The organism is Serratia myotis, assembly GCF_027474885.1.
Classification (GTDB): Bacteria; Pseudomonadota; Gammaproteobacteria; order Enterobacterales; family Enterobacteriaceae; genus Serratia; species Serratia proteamaculans.
In genome coordinates, this window is sequence record NZ_CP099708.1 from 70,191 (window position 1) to 95,020 (window position 24,830).

Here is a 24,830-nt window from a genome sequence, read left to right on the forward strand (position 1 = left end):
AGCTAACCACAACAACCTGAACAGGAGGCTGCCATGGCTGCCATCGATCCTAGCCAATTTAAGGCATTACACAAGTATTTTCCGGCTTTAACCCTCACTCAATTGGCCACCGCTTACATGTACTCGACAGGAATTCCTGTGGGAACCATCGCACAGCTTCGGGATGTATCGGAGGACACTGTCAAAGACTCACTCAAAGCGGCGTGTAACCGAATGCAGTTAACGTCGATATCCACAATGGGAACAGCGATTCAACTCAAGTTAAATCTTGAGTTATTAATCGCCATTGACTCAATTCAACTAAATTCATAAATCATAGTAACAAGTTTATGTCAACCCCCTTTTAAAGGGGGTTTCGCATTTTAGGAGAAAGGATTACTCTCACCATAATTATTTAGAAGAAGTAGGAAATTATAATAAATGACAGATAAGTCACAGTGGAAATCAGCCCAGACTGTTATTGAAATGACTCCTGATGTTAATCGGCTACTGACTCAGGCCGCAAAGCGGTCTGGTCGCAGCAAGGTTAAAGAGGCATCAATACGGTTGACTGATCATCTAAAAACAGTGACTGATATTGCAGTGCCTGGTCGCCGTTTTCTTTCCGATGAATCCAAGTAGCGTTACATAGAGATCCAACACCAGGGAACTCTATTTTTAGTATGTTTAAGTAATAATAAAAAGACATTGCGTTAATCCGTAGGGCTTTCTTTTACCTGGAATCTAGCGATTTTTGGGTATTAGCCCATGAGTTATTTCCACGAAACTAATAATTCACCCGTTGGGGTGGGGTGCCTGTGGCCTTATTTATACGGGGTGGTGTCCGCTATTTAACAATTTTGGAAAGTCGGACAGCATTCTGTAACTGTTTAGACCCTTATGCAAAAATGCAATGTATCTATAGGTACGATCTGCCTCTAGAGAAGATTAGCACCACCCGCGAGGGACTGGGCGCGAACAGGCAACACTGGCAGAGCAGGGATGCTGACGCAAAAGAGATTTGTGCAAGTCCATTCGAACGAGTGGGCTTGCCCGAACTGTTGTTGATATTCAGATAAGGAGATGTTGATGGCAAAAGGAAAATTAAACGCACCGAAAAAATATGTATGTAATTTTTCCGAGCTATTGACACTTGTTGAACCTGATATAAGTAAAGTAAATAGAAAGCGTAAGAGAGTTAGGCGCGACAAATTATTTTATTTAGGTGAAACAAAAGTGCAGGTAAAGAAAAAGCACAGACCGTCATCCCCAGGAATAAAAGCCTCCCCCCAAATTTCCCGCTCTAGACCCTGTGAACGCGCAGTCGCGTGTTCAGACATTCTTTGCCGCAAGGCTGCCGAGTGATAGCCCCTTTCATTGTTATTCAGCTTGTCGTCTGACTTTTTCACCTATCTATCCCACTGCGTAATTGAGGTGACTCTATTGAAAATATTCCTCCCCGTTGCCCTGGCGCCGGTGGTGTTAAGTGGGTGTGCTATCAGCACCCCTGCACCGCCGCGCGTTCCGGCACAAGAATTTGTGACGTCGTTGATCCAGGAGCAAGTACCGATTATCCAGAGGGCTCAAGCAGATCTGGCTCAGGCTAGCCGAATTCGTTTGAAACCTGCTCCGGCAGCTCGTGAGTCAGTGCCAGCGACTACTACACCGTCGCATCGCCTGCCAGATACTATTCAGCCCAAGGCATTGGCAGGTCTGCCGGTGCCTACTTTACAGGCCATCCGCTATCTCGGAGAACGCCCGGTCAGTTTGGCGCTTGCAAGAGCGGGGAAAGCTACGACGCTTCGACAAGCAATACGTCAGATTGCTCCTGCTGGATGGCAAGTTTCTTTCTCTCAAGAACTTAAACCTGATGCACGAATATCGCTGCAATGGCGTGGTAACGATCAGTGGCCGTTTGTACTGGATGAAGTGCTGCAGCAGCAGGGCAAGGTGGCATTGATCGATTGGCAGGCACAACGGATTTCCGTCGCGGCAAAATCTGCTGAGTTTGCCCCGGGTGCTGTAACCGTCCAGCCGCCAAACAAAATAGCGGTATCAACATCTACGGCTCCAGCTATGACGGATAAGCAGGGAACTGTGAGTTCTGGCCGTAATCCATTTGGTGGAAAAAAATCGGTACAAGCCCCAGCAGCAGCGGTTAAAACCACCGCATCGCTGACGTTACCTAAGACAATTATTAAGCCGAAAGTCTGGCGGATCGAGGCGGGTAGCACGTTGAAAGATACCCTATTCAGTTGGGCCGCCGCTGAGAAGTGCTCTACTCCAGACGTGGCCAATTGGACGGTCGCCTGGCTGACATCAGCAAATTACCGTATCGATGCACCGCTCCAATTTGAAGGGAGTTTCCGGGATGCATTGAATAGCCTGTTTACCTTGTACGGTACGGCGAAAGTGCCATTGTATGCCGGCATTCGCCATGCTCAGTGCGTCATTTCTGTTGACGACAAGGAAATCCACTGATGGCCAGTCAGTAGGTTCCATGCCCCTCAGTCCAAGAGGTTGCATTCGCAGCCTTAATTTCTGGAGGTACGAATGAGTTATCGCGGCAAAGTGAACATCGGCGTGATAGTTCTGTGCGCTGTGTTCTGGATTCTGATTTGGGGAGTTGTGCAATGATTTACTGGTTGCTCTCGGTCTTTCTGGGGCTCCTGGTATGGGTCAACATACCACCTCATGATCAAACAGGGGCGCAGATGCAGGATAGCACGCTGAGCCAGCGCGCTATTCAAACCGTCCGTTATATCAATGACATCAATGATTGGCGCTATAACAACCCTTCGCAAAAAGACGGCGTGATCCCTGACAGCGCCTTCGGTTGGTCACCCCTACCTGAATTACACAATGTGCTGCAGGCTGACCGTGTGTATGTCTACCAGCCGGATCAACCAGGGTTGATGGCCGCGTTGTTGGCACAGAGTCGGCACTCAGCGTTGGTTGGAAAGGTCGCAGGAAGACGTCTGATCGACAGCTTTGGCAATGACATGCAGGTTAATGTACCGGCCAGCATTGCTGACGGCAGCCTGGTGTACCTCAACTAATCTCTCCTCACCGCAAGGTTAAAAATGAAAAAACACCTCCCCTTAACCGGGCTGGCGGCAACATTGTGTTTGCTGCTTTCCGGCTGTGCGCCGCTTGAGCGCATCGACAAGATCGACAACACGGTCTCGCAAGACGAAAAACAGGCAGATAAGCATCTGAATGCCCTTAAAAAGGGTTCTGTGGTACGTGATCTGACCTCTCAATGGATCAACCCTTACCCGTTAAATACCCAGTCAGGCGGCAATAACTTACTGCCACCTTGTGCTGTGGCTATCAATCGGCCTGGGAGTATCACGCTGGCGGAAGTGAGCGCCTTCATCAGTAAACGATGCCGCCTGCCTGTCGTCGTCACCCCGGATGCACAAGCCATGCTCGCCCCAACAGGAGGCGGGAAGACGGAACAACTCAGTGGCCCCGTTCCCGCACCAGACCCTAATGGGATGGTACCTTTGGCCGCGTTGGGTGGCTCACCCGCCAGAGCTGCACCGGCCGTTACCGGTGGTACTTCACTCAGGGGCGTGTTCTGGCAGGGGGAGTTGGGCGGTTTGCTCGACAATGTCACCACTCGCCTGGGATTGTCATGGCGTTATGAGCAAGGCCGGATCGCCATTTTCTATCTCGACACTCGGACGTTCCCGGTCATGTTTATGGACAGTAAGGCGAGCTTTGGCTCCAAAACCGTGAGTGGCACCACCTCATCGATGGGGGCTACGGGCGACAGCAGCGGCGGTGGGCTCAGTGGCGACTCCAATACCTCGCAAGCGACAGAGATGGAAATCAAGTCGAGCCTGTACGAGGACGTCACCAATACCATCAAGTCGATGTTGACGCCGGGTACCGGGCGCATGAATTTGTCCGCCGGTGTACTGACTGTTACGGATACACCACGCGTGCTTGAGCAGATAGGCCGCTATCTGGATGACCGTAATAAAGAACTCAACCGACAGGTGGTGCTCAACGTCCAGGTCTACAGCGTTGAGAAACGTACTCAGGATCAGTACGGCATTGACTGGAACGCTGTGTTCAACAGTGGCAGCGTCGGGTTGTCTCTGACCAATGCGTTCACCGGGGCTTCGTCCGATGCCCTGAATGGCGGTATTTCCATACTGGATGGTAAAGGGGCAGGCACCAAGGCCTTTATCAAAGCCTTGTCCGAGCAGGCGAACGTCAGCGTGATGACAGAAGCCTCAAGCATGACGACTAACCTGTCAGCGGTGCCGATCCAGGTTGCGCTGCAGCAGGACTATGCCTCCAACGTGACCACGGAGAACACGGCTAACGTCGGCTCATCGAGCAGCATCACCAAATCGACCATCACGACGGGCTTCAATATGACGGTGCTGCCGTTCCTGATGCCCCAGTCGCCAAAAATGCAGCTGCAGTTTGCAATCAATATGTCGGATGACCCGACCATGCGCACGTTCACCAGTGACAACACCTCAGTTGAACTCATGAAAACGCGCCTCAAGACCTTTACACAGCGCGTCATTATGCAGTCTGGACAGACGTTGGTGCTGAGTGGTTATCAGTCTCTTAATAATACCGCCAACCGCCAGGGTGTCGGCAGTTTCCGTTTCTTTGGACTCGGGGGCGGTGCCAACGGTGAAAACAACAAAACCATGCTGGTCATTCTTATCACTCCGGTCATTTTGGGATAAGCCATGAAACAACAGACTACCTATACGCTGCAGAATGGGAGTGCCTGGCTGGTTGCCGGATTGCACTGGCAGTATCTGCCGCTACGTGGGCGCCGTAGCATGCGCTTACGTGCTAAAGAAGCGCATGCCACACATTGGGCGGCGTTACCTACCGGAGATGGCCAGGCGCAAGGCACTTTGCTTGGCACCGTCACCCTCACGGACAAAACACGACGAAAAGGGGGGCGTCATACATTGGCATCGATGGCGTTAGCCGTCCTGCCGGCATTACCAGAGGCCTGTTACGGTGTTTTCCCGTTACCGGATGGCCAATACTGGTTTGTGGCTGTCAACGACGGCATGTTGTCTCCGTTCGGCGATATCGTGGGTGATGACGCTGTCATACGAACAGCGGTGTCTAATTTTCTGCAAATCACCTCCGAACCGCCGGCGGGTTGGACAATATATGCCCCGAGCGGTTTCTTTCCCGAACAAAGTGCCGAAGATAAGGCGCTCTCGACACTGACCGACAACAAGGTCGGTTTGCGACGCGCCCGTCTGAGTAAAACCCATAATCCGCAGATGCTGTGGCTGTGGGGTATTGCGGTGGTGGCGTTGGGCGTAGGGTATACCGGCTATTCGACATGGCAGGCGCATAAGGAAGAGGCGCGTATTGCCGCTGCTCAGGCGGCGCTGATGGCCAGGCAACAATTGGAGCAACAGGCACCGGCCGACAACCTGAAACCCTGGGCAACGCAACCGCGATTCCCGCCGATGCTCAGCGCCTGCAGTAGCGTGTGGAAAGACGCGCAGATCTCTATTGCCGGCTGGGTATTCAATACGGCGACGTGTGATGCTCACGGCAAGATAACGCTGCACTACACCTTGCCGAACGGGGGCACCGTGGGGGACTTTGCCTTGCGGTTACCCGTTCTCTATGGCTCAGATATTCAACCTGTGTTTAATATTCCCGGCAGCGCGGATGACGCTTCGTTTGCGTTACCGGTATCACTTTCTCCTCCTGAACACCCCGAAGCGCTGCTCCCTGGCAGCCAGCAAATCCAGCATCTGACCAGCTATGCCCAGCGCATCAATGCCCGTTTGCGCCTTAGTGAAATGGACGCGAGCACCCAGTTAACGCAAGGCGACGTACAAAGCCTGCCGTGGCGCACCTACAGCTTTACGTTCATTACCGACATTCCGCCCGATAGGTTGTTTGCGCCAACGCGCTTCAACAGCAGCGGGATAAGGGCGTCCAGTATCACGACGACGCTCAAGAACAACCGTCTGGAATACACCATTGAGGGACTTCTGTATGCCAACCGTTAAATCCTGGGTAACACCCTGGGCGTTGTGCCTGGTGCTAACCGCACCCAGTGTATTCGCCGCGCCTGTCGCTGACATACCGGCGGCTCCACTTGCGATACCTTCGGCTGAAAAACCGGTGAAGTCGCCAACGTCAGTCGATATTCCCCTGCCAACCACATTCACCCGCACAGAGGCTGGGCGGGCGTTAAATCTGGGGCAACTCGAAGCCATACAGGCTGAGACGGTGCTGTATGAGGCTCAGCTTGCCAGGGCAAAAGCGTTGAATGAACTGCAAAAGAACGGCTACGACCGCGCCCTGGATCAGCCTTTCAATCCGGCACCGCCTTCTCAGGACAATAAGGCGGAGGTTAAGGGGGCAACTCAAGATGCTGTTCCTCCACAAATCGTGGAGATCACCGGTACCGGCAAGGGGTTTACGGCCGTGCTGGCTCTCAGCAACGGCAATCAGGTCACGGTGCAGTCAGGGAATCGCATTCCGGGTACGGAATACGTTGTTAAACGGATCAATCTCAATGAGGTCGTTGTCGCCGGGAAGAACCAAACGCTGGTGTCTCTTTCCTTTGCGGGGTAACCGATATGTATGAGAAACGTGGTTCAACCTATATCCATTTAGATCTGGCCAATTCTGACGCCCCGACGCTGTATGTGTCTGACGCGCACAATAACAGTCTGGCCGTCACGTCAGAGATTGCCGGTGCGTATAAGAAATACCCCAGACTGCAGGTTAAGCGGGTTCAGCTCGACAAGCTGAAAGAGTTGCAGCAAAGCCAGGTAACCGACAACCCCGAGGCTAACGATTATTCCGCTCAACAGGCGAAAATCATCGGGTTTTTTAGGGAAGCCAAGAAGAAAGGCGCCAGTGATATTCATCTGCTGATCGGGATAAATAATGTGACAGTGGTGCAATTTCGTGTGCACGGCGACCTCGAAACGGTGATGCAGCTGGATCGCGCCGAAGGAATGACGCTGGCGTCGACGATTGTGATGTCCATGTGCGATGTGGCCGAGAAAAGCTTTAATCCCAATCGCGCTCAGGATGGGCGGGTGCGCAAAGAGTTCCTGCAGGGCCTTAAGCTTTTCGGCGCACGCTATGCGCATACGCCGGCAGAATTTGGGTTGTATGTGGTGATGCGCATTTTGCCTGATGAAGGAAAGGCCCCACCCACGCTGGATGAACTGGGATTTTTACCGGAACAGCAAACGCTCATTCGCCGCATGCTGGCACGCCCTGAGGGCGTCATTATCCTCTCCGGGCCGACCGGCTCAGGGAAAAGTACCTCTCTGCGCACGTTCAGCGAAATGTACCTGTCTTTTACCGGGCATAGAAAACGCCTGATGACGCTGGAAGATCCGCCTGAGGGGCTGATTCTGGGGGCGGTGCAGACCCCCATCATTGCTGATAAAAACGACCCGGATGCGGTTAGCCGCGCCTGGGTTCGGTCTATTTCTGCAGCTTTACGGTTAGACCCCGATGCCATGGTTGTCGGCGAAATTCGTGATGCCAACTCGGTTAAATCTGCACTTACGGCGGCCAAGTCCGGCCACTTGGTGGAAACCACGCTGCATGCGAATGATGCTGTCGGCATTCTTGACCGTCTGACAGACACGTTGGGCATCCCTATGGGACAGGTGGCCGATCCTCAAGTCATGATCGGTTTAATCGCTCAACGACTGGTGCAACTGCTGTGTCCGCACTGCAAGAAAAGCTGGTGTGACGTCAGTGACGGCCTGGAAGAAGAGAAAAAAGCGTTACTTGAGCGCTTTTGCCGCGTGGAGACGTTGGCCTTTCGCCATCCGGAGGGATGCAAGCATTGTTATAAGGGCGTGACGGGGCGACGTGTCATTGCTGAAGTTATTCGTCCCGACGCCAAATTTATGGAGCTGTTTCGCCATGACGGCAAGCTGGCCGCGCGCAGTTATTGGGTGAACGTGCTGGGCGGCATTACTCGCGGGCAGCACCTGTTGCGTTATCTCAATGCCGGGCTGGTCGACCCGATTGATGCGGATTACATCAGTCCGCTTGACGAGGACAGTCTGACCTTGCTACCCCCGGAGGTCATATCATGATTTCCCGCTTGCGCGAACGTCTGACGGTATTGCGGGGCAATATGCCGTCATCGGAAAAAATGAATGAGGGCTTAGGCCGTTGGTTGGCGCAAAAAACCTTCTCTACGGCCGACCGCCTGACGCTCTACGAAGACCTGGCGTTTCTGCTCGACAATAACCTTAAAGTAGAAAAAGCCATCAATTCAATGATAGGGAGCTACGGGAACAAGCGCCCCCCTGTGGTCTATTGCCTGGAAGATATGCTCAGTGCGCTGCGTCAGGGTAAATCAGTCGATCAGGGGTTGGCGCCCTGGATACCCCGACAGGAAGCCGCCATCCTCAGTTCCGGTGTTCAGGACGGTAACCTGGCAGCCGCCTTATATCGGGCGATCACCGTGGTTCAGGGAATGTCGGATATGAAATCAGCGCTGGTTTCCACACTGGCTTACCCGATGCTGCTGATGGCAACCACATTCGCCATGATGAAGATGGTGACTGTCTACTTTCTTCCTCGCCTGGAGTCATTATCTTCCCGAGAAAACTGGACTGGGGGGCTATGGTGGCTCAGCGCCATCTCAGAGTTCTTTGTTAATCATGCAATTATTCTCAGTGGGCTGGTGATCCTGTTGATTGGGTTTGTTATCTGGTCGATGCCAAATCTGATTGGGAAAATACGACAGCATGTTTTGGACCGTTTACTGCCCTGGAGCGTGTATCGCGACGTGCTCGGCGTGGGTTTCCTGCTGAATTTCAGTGCGCTGATGCGTGCTCAGGTGAAGACGGAAGACGCCATCGAGATGCTAAGTCGCTATGCACCGCCCTGGCTGTATGAACGTTTGGCCGCAACCCAGCGTCAGGTTAGGCAAGGTGACCACCTGGGGTTGGCATTACGCAATGCCGGCTACGGATTTCCCTCCCCACGCGCTATCGACAAACTGGTCCTGCTGACGGACGGCGATAACGCTGAAATGATTATTGAAAATTTTGCACGGGCTTGGCTTGTGCAAACCGTAGCCCGGATCAAGCGGACGGCGTCTTTGCTTTCTTACATCGCATTGGGCACCAACGCTGGCTACATGATCCTGATCCTCCTGGCCACACAAAACCTCAACGATCTCGTGGGCTCACGCTAAGCCGCCCACTCTCCACAAAACCTAAAGGAAATAGTAATGGAACTGACTCAAATTCCTCACTCGGCTATCAACCGTGGGGTTATCACCCTGCTTGAAGCGGCCATTTATTTTGTTCTAGTCCTTGTTGTATTAGCTATCGCTATTACTCAGGGGGGCAGTTTGTTTAACCGTAATGACGCCAGCACGGAGTACAATAATGCTGCGGAACTGTTGACCAATACCCGCACCATGTTGAAAACATCCGGTATCTATAATTTTGCGGCTGCAGATGCCATGACCGGTGCGCTCATCCAGTTTGGTGGCGCGCCGGCCAATATGACGGTTGTCGGGACAAAATCCTCCGGTAGCGCCAAGCTGCAAAACCTGTGGGGTGGGGCTGTCACCGTGCAACCCGTTGCGACAGCCGGCGGTCAGAAGTCCTCCTTCTCACTGACCTACGCGGCGGTTCCACAGGAAGCGTGCATTACTCTGGCGACCAAGCTGAGTGCGGCGCCGAGTGTTGTGACCACCATGGTTAACGGCACGTCGACTAATGGTGCAATCGCGGCGAGCGCCGTTGGCGCACAGTGCACTGCAGATAAAGGCTCGGTGGGTCAAAACACCCTCACTTTCACAAGCAACACCTGATGCCCATCCCGCCGGTAACGTCCTGTTGCCGGCCTCCTTCTGGAGTGCATTCTTATGTTGTTTTCTTTTCAACGTGCCTTGTCCTGTCTGGTGTTGGGCGGGGCGTTATTATTATCGCTGCCGGCACAGGCGTTCTGTTTTAACGAGGCGGGCGCCCGCTATAAAGTCGACCCCTTATTACTGCGTTCAATGGCCACCGTTGAAAGCAGTCTTAACCCACGCGCTATCGGCAATAATCGCGATAAAAAAGGGCGGGTCACCAGCCGAGACTTCGGGCTGATGCAGATTAATGACCGACACATTCCCCAGCTGCGTGCGCTGGGCATTATTCAAAGTGAGCAGGACCTGCTGACCAATACCTGTCTCAACGTACAGATAGGGGCCTGGATACTGGCAAAGCATCTCAAGCAATGCGGCGTCAATTGGCAATGCCTCGGCTCTTACAATGCCGGGTTTGCTGACAACAACGGTCCACGGCGCATGATTTATGCGCGGAAAGTGTATGCGATGTACATGAAACTTAAGGGAGGTGCAGCCTGATGACCTTGTATCTCCTGAAGTTTTCGTTACTGATGGCCTTCGCCAGCGCCACGTTGTGCATTGGTGCCCAACCGTTGGTTCACGGGGCGAAAAAATTCTTGCTTAAGCATGATGGCCCGCCACTCACCCGACTGCAGGTCAGGGGCGTCACAATCGTTTTCGCCGGTACCGGTACTGTCCTGATCGCAACGACAGCACTCGCGGGTTTCCCCTGGTTGGGAACGGTCAAAATTCTGGGGCTGTTTGCGTGGGGTATTCCCATGGTACTGCTTGATATGCGCAATTACTGGCTACCGCTGCGGTATACCTCCGGTTTTTGGCTGACTGGTCTGCTGTTTACCTTTCTGCCTGGGAGCACGATCACCCTGACGGAGGCGCTCACAGGTAGCATCGGCATGTTTATGTTCCTCTATGCCTTTCACTACGGTGCCAAACGCCTGCGGGGTGAAGAAGGGTTTGGTCTTGGCGATGTGCATTTGATTGCCGGGCTGTGTGCCTGGTTTCCCTGGCGATTGGCCAGCGTGCTGAGTGGATGTGCCTTCTTGCTGTTTATCGTCGGCGCGTTGCTGACGAAAAAAACAGCGCAACCTTATGCTCCCTGGTTGTTCGCCTTACTGGCGGCCTTGGCCGGAAGCTTCCCTCAACTGACCCTATCAGGTGCCTTATGACTGCTGAAGTTGCCAACCCTCGTATCAACCGGGGGGTATCGTTGATCTCAATGGCCATCGTGCTGGGGATCGTATTGATTGCCGCCCCTATCGGGCTGGAAAGATATTCCAACTATATAGAAGAACAAACCTGGGTCGTGACAGCCACACACCTGAGCACGGTGAGCCAGGGTGCACGCCGATACGTCAAAGATAACTACGACACCTTACTGAATCAGGTTAAAGGGGGTGGTAACGTCACGGTAACCGGGCAGACCCTAAGGGATAAAGGGTATTTGCCTGCGGGTTTTTCCCTGACCAACAATAACGCCCAAACCTATATTCTTGCCGTGACACGCAATCCTGCGCAAACCGACAAACTGGTCGCCTTTGTGTTGACGGCCGGCGGTCAGAACATTGCGTTCAAGGGCCAACGCTATATCGCTCAGAACACTTCTGGCCTGGGGGGTTATATCGAACCCGTTAATGTGGCCAACGGCGCCGGCGGTGGTTGGCAGGTCAACCTGTCTAGCCTGGGGCTCAGCGGGCAGAGTGGTCATCTTGCTGCTTACCTGACGTCGGATGTATTGGCTGGAGGAGCGGAAGAAAGTGATCGTTTGTATCGTTTCCAGGTTAACGGTCGTCCCGACCTCAACAAGATGCATACTTCCATTGACATGGGCAGCAATGATTTGAATAACGCGAATAATGTTAACGCAACGACGGGGCGCTTTAGCGGGAATGTGGAGGCCCACAATGTTTGGGCGGGCCAAGATGTAAATAGCAAACGTCTCATCGCCAGTGAAAGTGTCTGGTCGAGCGGTTGGATCACTGCTCATGGAGATGTTCGCAGTGACACCGGCTGGTTAATCACCAAACATGGTAAAGGATGGCTCAATGAAGACCATGGAGGTGGGTTATATATGGATGACAATGACTGGATTAAATCGGTTAACGGCAAGGGGATTTATACCAGCGGCCAGCTTAAAGGTGGAACCGTTCGGGCAGATGGCAGGGCGTCGGTTGGTGAATATCTACAGTTGGATGGTGTAGCGACAGAAGGGCAGGGGTGCTCTCCTAATGGTTTGCAAGGCAGAAACTCAGCAGGGGCAGTGTTATCTTGTGTCAATGCTGTATGGAAAACATCATCAATCACGGAGACCGTAAACGCATTCGGTGATAATAAATGCGATAATAAGAGTGGTCAATCAATCGCCTATTGCCCCAGCGGCTATAAGCTATTATCCGGTGGATGGGAAATGACCCGTTGGTCTTGGGATCAAGGTAGAAACTCACCAGACACATCGAGTTCTGACCCATATATTAATGCCTGGCGTGTTTCACCTCCCGGTGATGCAGGAGGTTGTATGCGTGCCGTTGCGCTATGCGCAAAATGATAGCTATTGCCTTCCTCCATTTGGTAGTATTCCCACTCTTTGTTGCAATCATGGTTAATTTGTATGAATAACAACAGGTTGGATAGTGTTCAGGCTCTTCGAGGTCTGGCTGCTCTTTTTGTCATGTTATTTCACTTTAGATGGAATATAAATCTTTCCTATCCTAGCTTAGGAGATGAGTTATTCGGCTGGGGGGCTATTGGCGTTGATGTTTTCTTCATAATAAGTGGGTTTGTTATCACGCTTTCAGCGAAGAAACTAAAACCAGGATTATCGGCGACAGGGGTGTTTTTGAAACACCGCGCAAGGAGAATACTTCCAGCCTACTTTATTATCCTGCTAATTACTTTCCTTTTATCTGGGGCTATGAGCACGTTCCATTATCCAGAGAAAGTGAGTAATTTTGCAAGCGCACTCACTTTCTCCCCAATTGATGCCAATAATTCTCCCTTCTATGTAGATGATGGTGGTGTTTATGGTGTTAGATGGACATTGAATTACGAAGTTTTTTTCTACTTGGTCATGGCAGTTTGTCTGATATCAAAATACCGATGGTTACTGTTGTTTGGCGTGTTTTCGTTAAGCCTTATTGTTTTGCCTATGTTAGCAGGGCAATCACCAACCTTGGGGGTTAGTGGCTATCAATTCAATTCAGCTTACTTGAATTTAATAACCAACCCTATCATATGGCAGTTTTTGGTGGGCGTTGGGTTTGGTCTTATCTATCCCTATACAAAAAACTTAAATAGTCAGTTACGCTTAGTAATATTAGTTATTGCAATAGTTGTTGCCGGCTACTTCGTTTTATTTACACCATCACTGGGTCATGGACTAACGATGTCAGGGTGGTATCTGTCAATTTTGTTTATTGCTGTAGTCTTAAATGATGAGATCATAACGAAATACACGCCGAGATTCTTTATTACTTTGGGGGAGATATCATTCTCTCTCTATCTTATCCACACACTAATGAATGGTGGGATAGGAAATCGGCTTGAAAGTATTGGTGTACCTGATGGTTTACCAAGGTTTGTTTTGTCGTGTGTTATCTCCATCGGGTTGGCCTACTTGTCGTATAAATTTATTGAAAGGCCAGTGAGTTTTAGAAAACAAAAATCAGTAAGGCATGAGTCAGTGTAGTTAATAAAAGGGGCGCAATGCCCCTTTGCTTTATTTTTTTCTAACCCCACTCTAAATTCAAATTAATCTAAATAGTCAGATATACAGGATAAAGAAACATGAAATTTTATTGCATGTTACTCTTTGTGCCTGTGGTGCTTAGTGGATGTCAACTTCCGGCTAAAAGTACCGCAGTCATGCCGCTAAAAAATACGGACACTCAATATAATGCTGAGCAGATTCAAAACGCGCAGAATAATTTGTATTTGTCCGGCGCGATAAACCAAGTTCGAGCACCTTTATTTACTCCAGGCATCAGTGCCAATTCTCAGCGCGTAACCCTCAACTGGGATGGCGATGCTGTCGAGCTGCTTTCTCATCTGGCCCGACAACGTGGGTTGACCTTTAACTGGACGGGTGTGCGGCTTCCATTGCCGGTCAATCTGCATGTAAACGGCGTCACCTACCAGAACCTGTTGCGAATGATTGAAGTCCAGACTGCCTGGCGGGCCACACTGCATGAGTTTCCTGGCCAGCTCACGCTGGCCTTTTCACAACCAGAAAAAACGAGGGGGCGTAGATGAAAAAATCCATTATGACGCTACTTTTCGTCAATGGCGTACTGTGCGGCCAGGCAGCAGCTGCACAATCCCCTTCAGAGTCTGCACCGCCAGATATGGGCAGTTACCTCAGTCCTTCACAGCCATCATCGTCGGATGTGTCGGAAACGCGGCGTCAACTGCTTGAAGAGGCTGGACGCACATTGGGTTTTCGGGGCGGAAAAGCACAGCGAGCCTGGGAGCTACGGCAAACACTTGATGCCGTCGCCAAAAACCTGGATGCCTTATATGACTTTCGTACTTTGATCAGCCGCCAGGGTTGGCTTCCTCCGGTGATCAGTGAGGCTCAGGATGTGGCCCACATCACCCCTAATCAGATAAGAACCGCTACGCATGTGTATGAAATTCTTGCCCCGGAGCGTTTTGTCAGCAACCCGCCATCCTGGCGGAGTTGGCTCAATGCAGGTTTATCCACCTCGGCTATCGATGGGCCTGAAGCCGCAGTGATACCGGCCAACGGCGCGCAGAAAGCGCTGTGGCAGGCTGCTGTTCGCAAGGGGTGGGAAGAAGGACGAGAGAGTGCTGACCATACGTTGGAAGCCAATTTCAATCGTCTGACCCGTGATTATCGCGGCATGTTGGTTTACTCCCGCTTGTTGCAACAGGGGTATATCACCTCTCCGGTGGTGACCGACCAGCAACAAACCGTCAGTGGCGATCGTAGCAAGCTGACCACGGGGGACAGAGTTCGTCGCCTCAAAGAGCACGCTGGATTTGTGCCTGACAAGACGAAATGGAAGCCGGTAATACAAAGAGAGGGCGATCATGACTGAATCTACTGACTTTGTTCCCTACCCCTTTGAGAACGGGCTGGATGGCAATGCGCTGAAAGCGTTTTTTGTCTGGTGCGCCAAGCAGAATGTCAGTGATATCCATATCCAGGGCGGCAATCACCTGGTTGTCAGCCACCACGGTCGATTGCGACGAGCCAGCACCTTTGTGCTGGCTGACGATACCTTGTCCAAACTGATTGACGAGGTCTTTGAACCTGAGGTCCGGGCAACGGCCGGTGGGGGGCATCCAGTGGACAGGGCGCTGCAGCTGGATGGCGATATGTATCAGCGTTACGGTCTGGAACGTGGCGAACGGTTGCGATTCCGTTGCAATTTCGTACAGGCAACGGCGGGCCGGCTTGATACGACCATTGCACTGACCATGCGAATTATCCCGACCGCAATCCCTGACCTGGATTCGTTGGGTATCGAAGATGATTTACGCAGTGTTGTTCTGCCTCATAAAGGATTGGCCTTCATTGGCGGTGAAACTGGCTCCGGAAAAAGTACCTTCCTGGCGTCGGTTTATCGGCACTGTATTGATCATGACCCTGACCGCAAAGTGACGACGACCGAAGACCCGATAGAATTTGTTCTGGGTAAGAGCGGAGATATTTTGCCGGCCACCCAGCTGCAGATCCGGCGGGATGTAGCAAATTTTGCCGAAGGTATCCGTGCTGACCTGCGGCGAGCACCGTCGGTTATTGGCGTCGGGGAAATGCGTGATCGGGAAACAGTGGAGGCCGGTATACAGGCGGGCCAGCTTGGTCATCTGTGCTTATCGACACTGCACATTCATTCACCGGGTGAGGCCATACCTCGCTGCCTGAACCTGTTCCAGGCGGAGATCCGCGAAGCTATCGCGCACGACATGCTGGGGGTACTCCAGTACATCGTGGTGCAGAAGTTGCTGAGAACAACTGATGGTAAACGGCAGGCTGTGCGTGAATACATTATCTTTGACGATCCCTTGCGGGAACGGCTGTCGCAAATGCCTTACATCAAATGGGGCCAGCACATTGACGGCATTATTCGAACTGAGAAACGGCGCATTGCCGATCATGCCTGGCGGCTGTACTTGCAAGGCCGCATCGCTCGCAGCGAGCTGGCTGTCGCCCTGACTAGCCACCAATTGCGTGAGTTGGAGCGAGGTCATACCCATGAATGATGAACAGGAACCTTTGCCACCGGGCTATTGGCGCAATGCCTCTCGGCGGCTCAATGTTTACGGTGTTCCGGCCCCCTTGTTTCTGCTGTATTTATTCTGGTTCCGCTTCCCTACTTGGGACACGATTTATGTGATCAGCGGCATCATCATTTTTTTCCGAATTCTGTCGGCCTTTGGTTGGACGTTGACGGTGCTGAATGCCCGGCTGGTCTATCTGTTGCGGGGAAAGCTGCTGTCGGGCCGCCCGTGGTGGTATCGCCGTTTTACTGAAGGCGAGTGACGATTATCCACATAGGCCTTTTAGGGTGCCGGGGTATAGATCGGCATCGAGGAGATCAACATGGGAAAAGTAATTGAGCACTGTCTTTGGCTGGCGGTGCCGCACGAAGAACGAGATAAGGCTCGCAAGGCTGCAGGGCTACTTGACGATGGCCGTTCGGCACTGGCCTGGGATAAAGATGCCGTTCTGTGGTACGCGCGTCCAGGGAGTGATATCGATCGCGTGAAGGCCTGGCTGCCCGATAACACCATCAGCACCGGCGGCGGTGATGCGCAGGCAGAGTTTCATGATGCCCTGACGCAGGCGGGGTTAGTCGTGAAAGGCTTGCCGGTGATGGACGGGAAGCGGCATCGCGTCGCTACGCTGGAGGATAAGAAGGGGCAAAAAAGTGGCGTTTACCGTGGGTTCCTCGATCGCCGACCCGGCGGCTGGTTTATCAATTACCACCGTGCGGAAACGGAGAAGTCGGTCACTAACTGGAAGGCCAGCGGAACAGAAGTTGACCCCGTTGCCCGGCTGCACATTCGGGCTGCAGCCCGCCAGGCACACGATAATGCTGAACGGGCACGAGAGGCCAATTACCGTCGGCAGACGGCGAAAGCGCAGGCATTATACGACAAACTTCCGGGGGCTGACCCCGCCCATCCTTATCTGGTGCGAAAGGGGATAACCCCGACGCCAGAGCTGCGACAAACTCAAAACGGTGCCCTGGTGGTGCCGTTTTTTAATGCTGAGGGTGAGTTTCGCACCTTGCAGTACATCACGCCTGACGGTGATAAGCGGCTTTACAGCGATGCGCCAAAGCAGGGTAATTTTTTGGTGGTGGGAGGCCCGCTCTTACCTGACGCCTCGGTGATGTATGCCGAGGGGTATGCCACTGCCAGAAGCCTGAATCTTGCCACTGGCCAGCCGGTCGTGATGACCATCGATGCCGGCAATATGGCTGCAATAGCCAACGTGCTGCACGCGCGTTATCCCAACACCCCACATATCTTCCTGGCCGATTTGGATCATGCGAAGAAAGTGAACAAGGGATTGCTGATGGCAACCCAGGCAGCGTCCTCAGTGACTTATGGTGCTGCAATTGTGCCTGACTTTACCGACGCTGAAAAAAAACTGGGGCTGACCGATTTCAATGACCTTCACCAGTCGCGTGGGCTTGATGGGTTGCGTTTGCTCGTGACCGCCAACATTGCCCGAACACTGGAGATCATCCGAGAGGAAAGAGACAAAATGAACCTTCCATCCGATGGCGTATCGCCGCCCACTCCTGACGAACCGCTGCCTACTCCGGTCGACGCTATGCCGCCAATGCCGGCCGAGACGCCCTCTTTCCAGGGCGATATCGGGCCTGTTGAACCGGCGGTGGATCAGCTTCCCGTTGTTGATGAGACGCCGATCGATATTAATGATTATGCGTCCTGGGCCGCGCAAGCCGAAACATCGACAGTTCCCTTACCTGGTGTGGGCACCGAACCCGCAGAGATCCCCGTGGTTTCTGATGCAGTAGCCCCCTCAGACGACGCCCCCATTTCTCTGGCTGGACGACTTAATCCTGAAGGGCGCGTACCAGAACCAACCCCGACCGGCGGTGCAGAATACGTTGTACCGACGCCAGAGACGACTGAAACGTCCCGGGTGGCGACAGCGGATACGGCAAGTGAATTGGAGGCTGACGTGCCACCTCGTCCAGCCAGTGAGCCAGAGCAAGAAAATGCCATACCTGCGTCAAAGTGGGCTCACCGCTCTGAGTCAGAACAGACTCAGGCCGAACCTACCGTTGACGCTATCTGGGTTGGTCCGCCACGCCCGAACGGCGAAGCCGCTGATCCGGACGTAGCGCTGATAGATAAGGATGCGTTACTCCAGCGGCTGTCATGGGAGCCGCAGAGCGATAAGTCGGTTCTCTATAAGTTGGATAACGAACCGGCGTTCATCGATCGGGGTTCTCGGTTGGATATGGCGGAAGGGGCCAGCCAAAGCGATGAGAAGGTGCTCGCGGCGTTGTTGACGGCGGCACAGTATTACCGGGGACGTATTGAGTTGACCGGTAGTGAAGCTTTTCAGGAAAAAGCGATTGCCTTGATTGCCCAGCATAAAATCAATGTGGCGATGAAGGTACCCGCTCAACAGGCCATGCTGGAGGATGCGCGGAAGTTATTGGCTACACCAGTATCAGCGCGTGACGCCGTCACCGGTGACATGGTTCCGATGCCAGCTCATTCCCCCACATCGCAACCGGCTGCATCGCCGGTGAATCATCCCGACCCCGAAGCAGCCACACCGGCGGACGCCCCGCGAGAGGTTGCACCAGCCGTTGATCATCGTGTCGCTCCTGCAGCGCGACCGCAAGATAATGCGGCTCAGCCCGACAGCAGTATTTCTCCCGCTATTCACCAAAGTTACAAAGCGGCGGCGGCGGGGGTGACGGGCAAGGTACTCGAATGTGGTAACGCACCTTTCCGTTTTGAACCCGGTCAATCGCAAAGCGCTTTTATTACGCTGCGGACGCGAGAAGGAAAACAAACGTTCTGGGGTAAGGAGCTTTCGGGGTTGCTGCGTGAAACGCGCATTAAGCCTGGCCGCATAGCGACACTGACCTGGCTGGGAAAGGAGGCGGTAACCGTACAGGTTCCGCAAAAGGACGATCAGGGGGTGGTCACCCATTTTGAGTCTAAAACTGCTCATCGCAATCAGTGGTCGTTGACCCCGACTGGGGGCGATACGGTACGCACCGGCACTGATGAAGGCGTGAAGCTGGCGGCATTCGATGCGTCGCGCTTTGCCAAAATCCAATCGGCCATCATTACCCAACTGCACCTCGATATGCCGCCGCCGGCTGCGCCTAAGGAAGGTGTGTACTGGTTGCGTCCTGATGGGCAGGGCAGTCAGACCCCCGGAGATGTGTTATCCGCACCACGGCCGTCCGTGGATAAAGGGGCTGGGGAGCCGGTTGTTAGCAGTTGGTCGAAAGATGGCCATCTTGATTTGTATCTGGTCCGCAGTGATGGTCCGTATCTGCAGGGTGTGGTTCGCCACCAGGGGCAGTATCAGCATGTCCTGGTGACGTTGCCTGGCAGGGACGATGCCCCACCGATGGTGTTCAACACAGTCACCCCGGAGGGCGCGAGGCCTGTAGGTTGTGGAAATGGGATCAACCGCAGCAGCGGCCAGCCTGTTCCCCGCGAGAATATTGCCTTCAAGCTGGAAGGTGATAGCCAGGTTCGGATTGGCAAACTGGATGCACCCGCCAGCTTACCGCCCGCGCTTCATTCCCGATTGGGATTTGACGAGCGTTGGCGGGATGAGAACACCTCCCCAAAGGCCGCGCCGGCGGCAGCGCCAAAGGCGCAGCCGGGCGACCCTCGCCCGATATAACTCACTGACCGCAAAGGACACTTTATGTTTAAAAAAAGCGTGTGCGCCACACTGCTTGCGGCGTTGTGCTGTCTGCCGGCTACCAGTTTTGCTTCTACCTGCCGTGCGGGGGCTGCTGCTGAAGCTGGTAGCAAAGCCGGTTATGAACAGGCCCGGCGGGCAGCCGAAGCCTGGGCGTCGCGAGAACAGAATGCCTCCGACCAGTTGCAGGATTGTTTGTCACGGATACGCACAACCACTATCCAACTGCCCACGTTCCCCAGCCTTGCCGACATCATGAACCAGGTGTCCGAGAAGGTCTGTCAGGCGGCCGTTGACAAGATCAACGACTACATCCCCGGCAACATTGACCCGTGGCAAGAGTTCACGGGGCGTTAAGGAGACCCATGCAAACGCAAGAACAGAGCTCTGCCGAGGCGCCATTGGCGCCGAACATGGTGCCTCCTGTGTCAGACGATGAGGCGCGTGCTTATGCACATGCCCTGTCCCTGCAACGCCAGCGTGAGCTGGGGGCGACTTTTGCCCATCGCTGCCTGACCGTCATGTTGTGGCTATGTGTGGCGATGGTGCTGTCGCTTTCCCTAAACGGATATCTGGGATGGCAGGTTGCACACCCTCCGGTGAAATACTTTGCGACTGAGAACGGGCGGGTGACTCCAATCAAACCGATGAATATGCCAGCGTTTAGCTCTGAGGATGTTGCGGCATTTGGTGCCGATGCATTGCGTAAAGGCTTTACGCTCGACTTTGTTCACTATCGTTCGCAGATGACCCGGGTGGAGCCACTTTTCTCTGACCAGGGTTTTGAGGGATACAACAAGGCACTGACGTCGTCGAACATTCTTGCTGCAGTTAAAAGTCAGCGGATGAACCTGTCGGTTGATGTGGCGCCTGGCGTCATACGCAGCAAAGGGGTACTTGGCGATCGTTATACCTGGGAGTTCCAGTATCCGGTCACACTCAAGCTTGATGGGCAGCAAACCAGTACGCCAGCTCAGCGGTTTATCTTCACTTTGCGCATTCAGCGCACCGACGTTCAGGAAAAGCCGGCGGGTCTTGAAGTCACCCAAATGATTTCAACAAACGCCAACTGAGGTTCCCCCATGAAAAATACCCTAATGTTCTCCTTGCTGGCGTTGATGACCACGCCGGTCTTGGCAGAGGCGCCTGCCGCCTCCGCGCCAGCGGGTTGGTCACAAAGTCAGACTCCCACGGCTGCGGTGCCTGCTGCACCGGCCGCTCGGCCCGTGTCGGAGACACCATTACCGAATGGTGCCGGGTTGTCCGGTAGCGATCCACTTCCTCCTCCCTCACCACTCTATGCGCAGGCCGAGGAGGCCGTATCACCCTTGACCCCTGATGAGATTAGACAGTTGCGTGCGCGTCAGTCCGACGTCACCCGGGCCATGATCTCACCCTCAGTATCGGTGGTGCCTCGCATCAGTGCACTGACCGTCGATTTGTCGCCGGGAGCCAGTTTGCCACTGGTGCGTACGGCGATGAATTACCCCAGTTCACTGACGTTTATCGACAGCACCGGTGCACCCTGGAAATTGGGCGCTGCACCGATCAGCGGTAATCCGGCCTTCCAGCTTTACTGGGTGCCGGACAGTCCGGTGATGGTGGTTTATGCCAAGCAACCTTTTGTTAGCGGCAATATCACCGTTTATCTGAGTGGGTTGTCCGTTCCCATTGTGCTGAATGTCACCAGCGGCGAACCGGATACGTCTGCTAAAACCTGGACGGTAGACAGTCGCCTCGATATGCGCGTTCCCCGGCGTGGGCCAGCGGCCAAAGCGACGGCCATACCTGAAAGTCGCATCGGGCTGCATGACAGTACGCTGCAGTCTTTCCTTGACGGTGTACCGCCTAAAGAGGCTCGGCGGCTCAAAGTTACCGGTGGAGTGCCTGACACCACGGTATGGCAACTGGGGGATGATTTGTACATCCGATCGCGCGCCGATATTCGTGACGAGTTTGAAGCGACGCTTTCCTCTGCAGATGGTACTCACCTGTGGAAGTTACCGGCGACACCCTATGTGACGTTTTCCGTTATGGGGAAAACCACCGCGCTAAACATTGCTCTGGAGTAAGACATGGCGAGTGAAAATGATGCAGGAAGGGATAAAAAGCTGACATTGACCCTGGTGGCCTCTGCTGTGGTGGCATTGGTAGGCGGGACTTATTTTGTCTGGAGCTGGCTGGCTACGCCGCCACCGGCACCCTCCCAGGTTGATATCAATCGCGTAGGCGCGTCGGTGCACAGCAAGGGGACAGAAACGCCGGCGTACCGGGATTTGCTTCGACAGTATAACCAGGAAGGGGTCACGACCGCACAGCAGCGTAATAGCAGCTTTATTGCTTCTATACCACTGGAGCAGGAACCCGTGACGCTACCCTCTCAAGCTACGAATGCGCGAAAGCCATCGACAGAACCCTCAGCCCGACAGGGGCGCAGTGATTCGCGTCAGGCCGATACGGACAGGCAGCGGCAGGACGAACGGCGGCAGAAAGCGTTGGACGCCTTATTGGCGCAGATGGTACCGCGAACGGATACGACATCACCGCCAACCGGTATACAGGTGGCTCAGGCTCTCGGTGGGGGAGATGGTAGTACATCGGGGGGGAGCGGGGGAGACATGTCGGGCTTTAGCCGCTGGAGCGCCAGCCTGCCGGGCAATATGTCGATGCAGACGGCCTCACTCAGTACCGGAACAGGGGGATCTCCGGTTACGCCTTCCGTGGTCGTGCCACCCTACTGGCGTGGTCCGGGCGTGATCGACATTGGCGTGGACTCAGATAACAGCACCACCCCAGTGTTGGGGCGGTTTGTGTCAGGTCCCTATGCGGGAGCGGTGCTTAAAGCCCCTGCCGGCGCGAAGCTGGCGGGGGATGGGGTGGTGATCCACTTCACCGAAATGGCTTTTGGGGGCGTCAATTATCAGGTCGATGCCTATGCGCTGCAGGATGAGAGTCTGATGCCGAGTGTCGCCACTGAAGTCAATAACCGTTACTTCTCGCGCATTGTATTGCCAGCCTTGCTGAAAGGGATTGGTGGTATCGGTGAGATGTATGCGCAAGCCAATACGCAGGTGGTGACGAACGGCTTCAACGCGGTGACGACGCGACCGGAAACACCGGATGGTAAAGCCGTTGCTGGCGTGATTGCCGGCGGCACGGCCAGTCAGGCGGCGAATGTGCTGAGCAGTGATGCTGCCCGCTTACCGTCGAAACAGGTGCTTGTCGAGAAGCAACAGGTGGTGGCGATCCAGTTCATGCGCGGGGTTTACTCGACCGATGTGGCCAACGTGGGGGCCGCGACAGCGCCAATGGTCACATCACCGATGGTAAAGCCGGTAGACAGAATGCCTCCGACAGAAAACGATTGGCGGGCACAGACGCAGGCACGTATCGACGCGCAGCGCAGGCTGCAACAGCAATAAGGGTTATTCCATGGCACAACAATTCGAGCAGAACACGACTCTAGGGCGGGATGAAAGTTTGGCGTGGCGTCAGAAAAGTCAGCAACTGCGGCAGGCACTGAACTGCGCGCTGGCCTGTTTGCACGCCTGTGAGCCTGACGCTATCTCCTTCAGGTTGCTTCAGGATTGGTTACAGGCGGATAGGGTGTCCGAGTTGTACCTTCTTATGTATACCGATCAACGTTTTGATGAAGGACGGGAAGCGCTGGAGAGTTACCTTGACTGCCTGCCCGGCGTGCATCCTGAACACGCGGCGGCGATGAGTCCATGGCCGGAAGCCGCAGAGCGTGCCCATGATTATCTGGTTCAACTGATTACTCGGGAGAATAGGCATGAGTGAGTTTTCAACTAACCCAACAGTATCCGCCCCGCCTGAAGCTCCGCCAACACCGACTATGCCCGGCAGACCTGGCTTAATGCAACGCAAGTTGCTTTTTGGTCTAACGCTGCCCTGGCTTGCAGGGGCCGTTCTTGCTCTGGGACTGTTTGCGGCTTATCTGTTCGCTCCTTATGTGAATGGTGGTGATGGCGGTTCGGCCGCTACGCAGGATGCCTTCAGTGAGGCTGAGTATGGTCAATCTGCGGCACCGGTGGCGTTGGCCGCTGTCGCCCCGGCAGGGGGAGCGGACGCGGTTCAACTGCAGAATGACGTTGCCACCATGGTGGGCGGTGTTCGTTCTTTTGCGGAGACTAACCGCACGGCGATTTCCCGGTTGGCGGACACGGTCAAAACGCAGAGTACCGCGCTGGCCGCGCTGAAACAGCAATTGACTGACCTGCAGGCACAGAATAACCATCTGCTCAGCAGGTTGTCTGTTCTTGAGGCAAAGCCTGCAGCTGTGGTGTCGCAGGTTAATGACCGTGCCGCGCCCCGTTCTCGTTCTGCGCTTGCCGGCATGCGACTTGATGCGGTGCAAAACGGCATGGCGTGGGTGTACTGGCAAGGTAAAACCTGGGCTGTCAAAGCGGGCGATCGGCTGGGGCGGGTGACCATCACCGTTATCGATGCTCAGTCTCGTGAAGTCAGCACCAGCGCGGGCGTGCTGAAGTGAGGTAAGGGTTATGCCTAACGGAAGCGATGCTATCCAGCTGTTGGTCAATCTCGCGCATAACGTGCAGGGGGCGTTTACCCGTTTGGGGTTTACGCTGGCCATGTTGTTTGCCGTGGTAGGCGCGGTGACATTTCTGGCACATCACGCCAGTGCATCACGTAAATCGCCGGGCCAGTCCGCTGGGGGCGGAAAGGTGATCGCCTGGTTGCTGTTGTGCGGAGGGCTGGCGGGATTGGATCAGATGATCGGTGCTGCAGCCCGGCAAGTGGGTTGGCAAGGTGCTACCTTCGACGCCATCAGCTATGTGGATGTTGGCACCTTTGGTGTGGCGGCCGATGCCGCGAACGCCATGCTGACCCTGATCCGTGTCTTTGGCGTTTATGTTGCGCTGCAGGGGATGTTGACCTGGCGCCGGTCACTTAAAGATGGGCATACGGGGTTGTCGGCCAGTCAGGACGTTTCCACCGGAAGCTTGAAATTCACGCTGGGTATCATGATGGTCTGCAGTCCTTATCTGCTTGATGCCCTGCAAAAATCCCTTGGCATGCTGTAAGCCTGCCGGG

General features: G+C 54.1%; 27 protein-coding genes. All 27 read left to right on the forward strand.

Features of this window, described 5'->3' with window-relative positions:
- Positions 1-33 precede the first annotated feature (33 nt).
- The 27 genes from NHG65_RS26255 to traQ all read left to right on the forward strand — a co-directional run bounded on the left by NHG65_RS26255 (position 34) and on the right by traQ (position 24,820).
- Entirely contained in the window at positions 34-312 is a 279-nt protein-coding gene (locus NHG65_RS26255; protein ID WP_129942272.1) for a hypothetical protein, read from the forward strand.
- Positions 313-465: 153 nt separating this feature from the next.
- Positions 466-621 carry a TraY domain-containing protein gene (locus NHG65_RS26260; protein ID WP_242501608.1) on the forward strand — a complete coding sequence of 52 codons (156 nt, stop codon included), beginning with the start codon at positions 466-468 and terminating at the stop codon, positions 619-621.
- 447 nt (positions 622-1,068) lie between these two features.
- Positions 1,069-1,344: a hypothetical protein gene (locus NHG65_RS26265; protein WP_129942273.1), complete on the forward strand. Its 276-nt coding sequence runs from the start codon at positions 1,069-1,071 to the stop codon at positions 1,342-1,344.
- Between the two features lie 69 nt (positions 1,345-1,413).
- On the forward strand, positions 1,414-2,460 hold the full coding sequence (locus NHG65_RS26270; protein ID WP_129942274.1) for a toxin co-regulated pilus biosynthesis Q family protein: 1,047 nt from the start codon (positions 1,414-1,416) through the stop codon (positions 2,458-2,460).
- Between the two features lie 233 nt (positions 2,461-2,693).
- On the forward strand, positions 2,694-3,038 hold the full coding sequence (gene pilM / locus NHG65_RS26275) for a type IV pilus biogenesis protein PilM (RefSeq protein ID WP_161739314.1): 345 nt from the start codon (positions 2,694-2,696) through the stop codon (positions 3,036-3,038).
- Between the two features lie 24 nt (positions 3,039-3,062).
- The gene (gene pilN / locus NHG65_RS26280) at positions 3,063-4,697 is read left to right on the forward strand and encodes a PilN family type IVB pilus formation outer membrane protein (protein WP_129942275.1); all 1,635 of its coding nucleotides are present in this window, start codon (positions 3,063-3,065) and stop codon (positions 4,695-4,697) included.
- Between the two features lie 3 nt (positions 4,698-4,700).
- Positions 4,701-6,005 carry a type 4b pilus protein PilO2 gene (pilO2, locus tag NHG65_RS26285; protein WP_129942276.1) on the forward strand — a complete coding sequence of 435 codons (1,305 nt, stop codon included), beginning with the start codon at positions 4,701-4,703 and terminating at the stop codon, positions 6,003-6,005.
- Positions 5,992-6,576 carry a type IV pilus biogenesis protein PilP gene (gene pilP / locus NHG65_RS26290; RefSeq protein ID WP_129942277.1) on the forward strand — a complete coding sequence of 195 codons (585 nt, stop codon included), beginning with the start codon at positions 5,992-5,994 and terminating at the stop codon, positions 6,574-6,576. Before pilO2 ends, pilP begins: the two co-directional genes overlap by 14 nt.
- A 5-nt stretch (positions 6,577-6,581) precedes the next feature.
- Complete coding sequence (locus NHG65_RS26295) at positions 6,582-8,072, forward strand: GspE/PulE family protein (protein ID WP_129942278.1); 1,491 nt, start codon at positions 6,582-6,584, stop codon at positions 8,070-8,072.
- An 8-nt stretch (positions 8,073-8,080) separates the two neighbouring features.
- Positions 8,081-9,184, forward strand: coding sequence for a type II secretion system F family protein (locus NHG65_RS26300; RefSeq protein ID WP_318438018.1), 1,104 nt, complete (start codon positions 8,081-8,083; stop codon positions 9,182-9,184).
- A 36-nt stretch (positions 9,185-9,220) separates the two neighbouring features.
- Positions 9,221-9,811, forward strand: a complete 591-nt coding sequence (locus NHG65_RS26305; protein WP_129942280.1) for a type 4 pilus major pilin — start codon at positions 9,221-9,223, stop codon at positions 9,809-9,811.
- 54 nt (positions 9,812-9,865) lie between these two features.
- Positions 9,866-10,351 (forward strand): lytic transglycosylase domain-containing protein, encoded by a 486-nt coding sequence (locus tag NHG65_RS26310; protein ID WP_048795524.1) that lies wholly within the window; start codon positions 9,866-9,868, stop codon positions 10,349-10,351.
- Complete coding sequence (locus NHG65_RS26315) at positions 10,351-11,019, forward strand: prepilin peptidase (RefSeq protein ID WP_129942281.1); 669 nt, start codon at positions 10,351-10,353, stop codon at positions 11,017-11,019. The genes NHG65_RS26310 and NHG65_RS26315 overlap by 1 nt, the downstream gene beginning before the upstream one ends.
- Positions 11,016-12,395 carry a shufflon system plasmid conjugative transfer pilus tip adhesin PilV gene (pilV, locus tag NHG65_RS26320; RefSeq protein WP_129942282.1) on the forward strand — a complete coding sequence of 460 codons (1,380 nt, stop codon included), beginning with the start codon at positions 11,016-11,018 and terminating at the stop codon, positions 12,393-12,395. Before NHG65_RS26315 ends, pilV begins: the two co-directional genes overlap by 4 nt.
- Positions 12,396-12,458: 63 nt before the next feature.
- Positions 12,459-13,535, forward strand: coding sequence for an acyltransferase family protein (locus tag NHG65_RS26325; protein ID WP_129942283.1), 1,077 nt, complete (start codon positions 12,459-12,461; stop codon positions 13,533-13,535).
- A gap of 98 nt (positions 13,536-13,633) precedes the next feature.
- Entirely contained in the window at positions 13,634-14,098 is a 465-nt protein-coding gene (locus NHG65_RS26330) for a DotD/TraH family lipoprotein (RefSeq protein ID WP_242501604.1), read from the forward strand.
- Positions 14,095-14,907: a type IV secretion system DotC family protein gene (locus NHG65_RS26335; protein ID WP_129942284.1), complete on the forward strand. Its 813-nt coding sequence runs from the start codon at positions 14,095-14,097 to the stop codon at positions 14,905-14,907. The genes NHG65_RS26330 and NHG65_RS26335 overlap by 4 nt, the downstream gene beginning before the upstream one ends.
- Complete coding sequence (gene traJ, locus NHG65_RS26340; RefSeq protein WP_129942285.1) at positions 14,900-16,075, forward strand: plasmid transfer ATPase TraJ; 1,176 nt, start codon at positions 14,900-14,902, stop codon at positions 16,073-16,075. Before NHG65_RS26335 ends, traJ begins: the two co-directional genes overlap by 8 nt.
- Positions 16,068-16,355, forward strand: coding sequence for an IcmT/TraK family protein (gene icmT / locus NHG65_RS26345; protein WP_129942286.1), 288 nt, complete (start codon positions 16,068-16,070; stop codon positions 16,353-16,355). The genes traJ and icmT overlap by 8 nt, the downstream gene beginning before the upstream one ends.
- Before the next feature lie 60 nt (positions 16,356-16,415).
- Complete coding sequence (locus NHG65_RS26350) at positions 16,416-19,733, forward strand: LPD7 domain-containing protein (RefSeq protein WP_129942287.1); 3,318 nt, start codon at positions 16,416-16,418, stop codon at positions 19,731-19,733.
- A gap of 24 nt (positions 19,734-19,757) precedes the next feature.
- A complete protein-coding gene (locus NHG65_RS26355) occupies positions 19,758-20,111 on the forward strand; it encodes a conjugal transfer protein (protein ID WP_129942288.1) in 354 nt (117 codons plus the stop codon).
- An 8-nt stretch (positions 20,112-20,119) separates the two neighbouring features.
- Positions 20,120-20,827, forward strand: coding sequence for a DotI/IcmL/TraM family protein (locus tag NHG65_RS26360; protein ID WP_165366498.1), 708 nt, complete (start codon positions 20,120-20,122; stop codon positions 20,825-20,827).
- 9 nt (positions 20,828-20,836) lie between these two features.
- On the forward strand, positions 20,837-21,826 hold the full coding sequence (locus NHG65_RS26365) for a DotH/IcmK family type IV secretion protein (RefSeq protein WP_129942289.1): 990 nt from the start codon (positions 20,837-20,839) through the stop codon (positions 21,824-21,826).
- A 3-nt stretch (positions 21,827-21,829) separates the two neighbouring features.
- A complete protein-coding gene (gene traO / locus NHG65_RS26370) occupies positions 21,830-23,176 on the forward strand; it encodes a conjugal transfer protein TraO (protein ID WP_021807925.1) in 1,347 nt (448 codons plus the stop codon).
- A gap of 10 nt (positions 23,177-23,186) precedes the next feature.
- Positions 23,187-23,555, forward strand: coding sequence for a hypothetical protein (locus tag NHG65_RS26375; RefSeq protein ID WP_129942290.1), 369 nt, complete (start codon positions 23,187-23,189; stop codon positions 23,553-23,555).
- A 76-nt stretch (positions 23,556-23,631) separates the two neighbouring features.
- Positions 23,632-24,267 (forward strand): conjugal transfer protein TraP, encoded by a 636-nt coding sequence (traP, locus tag NHG65_RS26380; RefSeq protein WP_207213223.1) that lies wholly within the window; start codon positions 23,632-23,634, stop codon positions 24,265-24,267.
- Between the two features lie 10 nt (positions 24,268-24,277).
- Complete coding sequence (gene traQ, locus NHG65_RS26385) at positions 24,278-24,820, forward strand: conjugal transfer protein TraQ (protein ID WP_021807928.1); 543 nt, start codon at positions 24,278-24,280, stop codon at positions 24,818-24,820.
- The last annotated feature ends 10 nt before the right edge of the window (positions 24,821-24,830 follow it).

Bases quoted from the DNA above. Each gene is read 5' to 3' on its own strand.
- NHG65_RS26255 (WP_129942272.1), top strand. From the start codon at position 34: ATGGCTGCCATCGATCCTAGCCAATTTAAGGCATTACACAAGTATTTT.
- NHG65_RS26260 (WP_242501608.1), top strand. From the start codon at position 466: ATGACTCCTGATGTTAATCGGCTACTGACTCAGGCCGCAAAGCGGTCT.
- NHG65_RS26265 (WP_129942273.1), top strand. From the start codon at position 1,069: ATGGCAAAAGGAAAATTAAACGCACCGAAAAAATATGTATGTAATTTT.
- pilM (WP_161739314.1), top strand. From the start codon at position 2,694: ATGCAGGATAGCACGCTGAGCCAGCGCGCTATTCAAACCGTCCGTTAT.
- pilN (WP_129942275.1), top strand. From the start codon at position 3,063: ATGAAAAAACACCTCCCCTTAACCGGGCTGGCGGCAACATTGTGTTTG.
- pilO2 (WP_129942276.1), top strand. From the start codon at position 4,701: ATGAAACAACAGACTACCTATACGCTGCAGAATGGGAGTGCCTGGCTG.
- pilP (WP_129942277.1), top strand. From the start codon at position 5,992: ATGCCAACCGTTAAATCCTGGGTAACACCCTGGGCGTTGTGCCTGGTG.
- NHG65_RS26295 (WP_129942278.1), top strand. From the start codon at position 6,582: ATGTATGAGAAACGTGGTTCAACCTATATCCATTTAGATCTGGCCAAT.
- NHG65_RS26305 (WP_129942280.1), top strand. From the start codon at position 9,221: ATGGAACTGACTCAAATTCCTCACTCGGCTATCAACCGTGGGGTTATC.
- NHG65_RS26310 (WP_048795524.1), top strand. From the start codon at position 9,866: ATGTTGTTTTCTTTTCAACGTGCCTTGTCCTGTCTGGTGTTGGGCGGG.
- NHG65_RS26315 (WP_129942281.1), top strand. From the start codon at position 10,351: ATGACCTTGTATCTCCTGAAGTTTTCGTTACTGATGGCCTTCGCCAGC.
- pilV (WP_129942282.1), top strand. From the start codon at position 11,016: ATGACTGCTGAAGTTGCCAACCCTCGTATCAACCGGGGGGTATCGTTG.
- NHG65_RS26325 (WP_129942283.1), top strand. From the start codon at position 12,459: ATGAATAACAACAGGTTGGATAGTGTTCAGGCTCTTCGAGGTCTGGCT.
- NHG65_RS26330 (WP_242501604.1), top strand. From the start codon at position 13,634: ATGAAATTTTATTGCATGTTACTCTTTGTGCCTGTGGTGCTTAGTGGA.
- NHG65_RS26335 (WP_129942284.1), top strand. From the start codon at position 14,095: ATGAAAAAATCCATTATGACGCTACTTTTCGTCAATGGCGTACTGTGC.
- traJ (WP_129942285.1), top strand. From the start codon at position 14,900: ATGACTGAATCTACTGACTTTGTTCCCTACCCCTTTGAGAACGGGCTG.
- icmT (WP_129942286.1), top strand. From the start codon at position 16,068: ATGAATGATGAACAGGAACCTTTGCCACCGGGCTATTGGCGCAATGCC.
- NHG65_RS26350 (WP_129942287.1), top strand. From the start codon at position 16,416: ATGGGAAAAGTAATTGAGCACTGTCTTTGGCTGGCGGTGCCGCACGAA.
- NHG65_RS26355 (WP_129942288.1), top strand. From the start codon at position 19,758: ATGTTTAAAAAAAGCGTGTGCGCCACACTGCTTGCGGCGTTGTGCTGT.
- NHG65_RS26360 (WP_165366498.1), top strand. From the start codon at position 20,120: ATGCAAACGCAAGAACAGAGCTCTGCCGAGGCGCCATTGGCGCCGAAC.
- NHG65_RS26365 (WP_129942289.1), top strand. From the start codon at position 20,837: ATGAAAAATACCCTAATGTTCTCCTTGCTGGCGTTGATGACCACGCCG.
- traO (WP_021807925.1), top strand. From the start codon at position 21,830: ATGGCGAGTGAAAATGATGCAGGAAGGGATAAAAAGCTGACATTGACC.
- NHG65_RS26375 (WP_129942290.1), top strand. From the start codon at position 23,187: ATGGCACAACAATTCGAGCAGAACACGACTCTAGGGCGGGATGAAAGT.
- traP (WP_207213223.1), top strand. From the start codon at position 23,632: ATGCAACGCAAGTTGCTTTTTGGTCTAACGCTGCCCTGGCTTGCAGGG.
- traQ (WP_021807928.1), top strand. From the start codon at position 24,278: ATGCCTAACGGAAGCGATGCTATCCAGCTGTTGGTCAATCTCGCGCAT.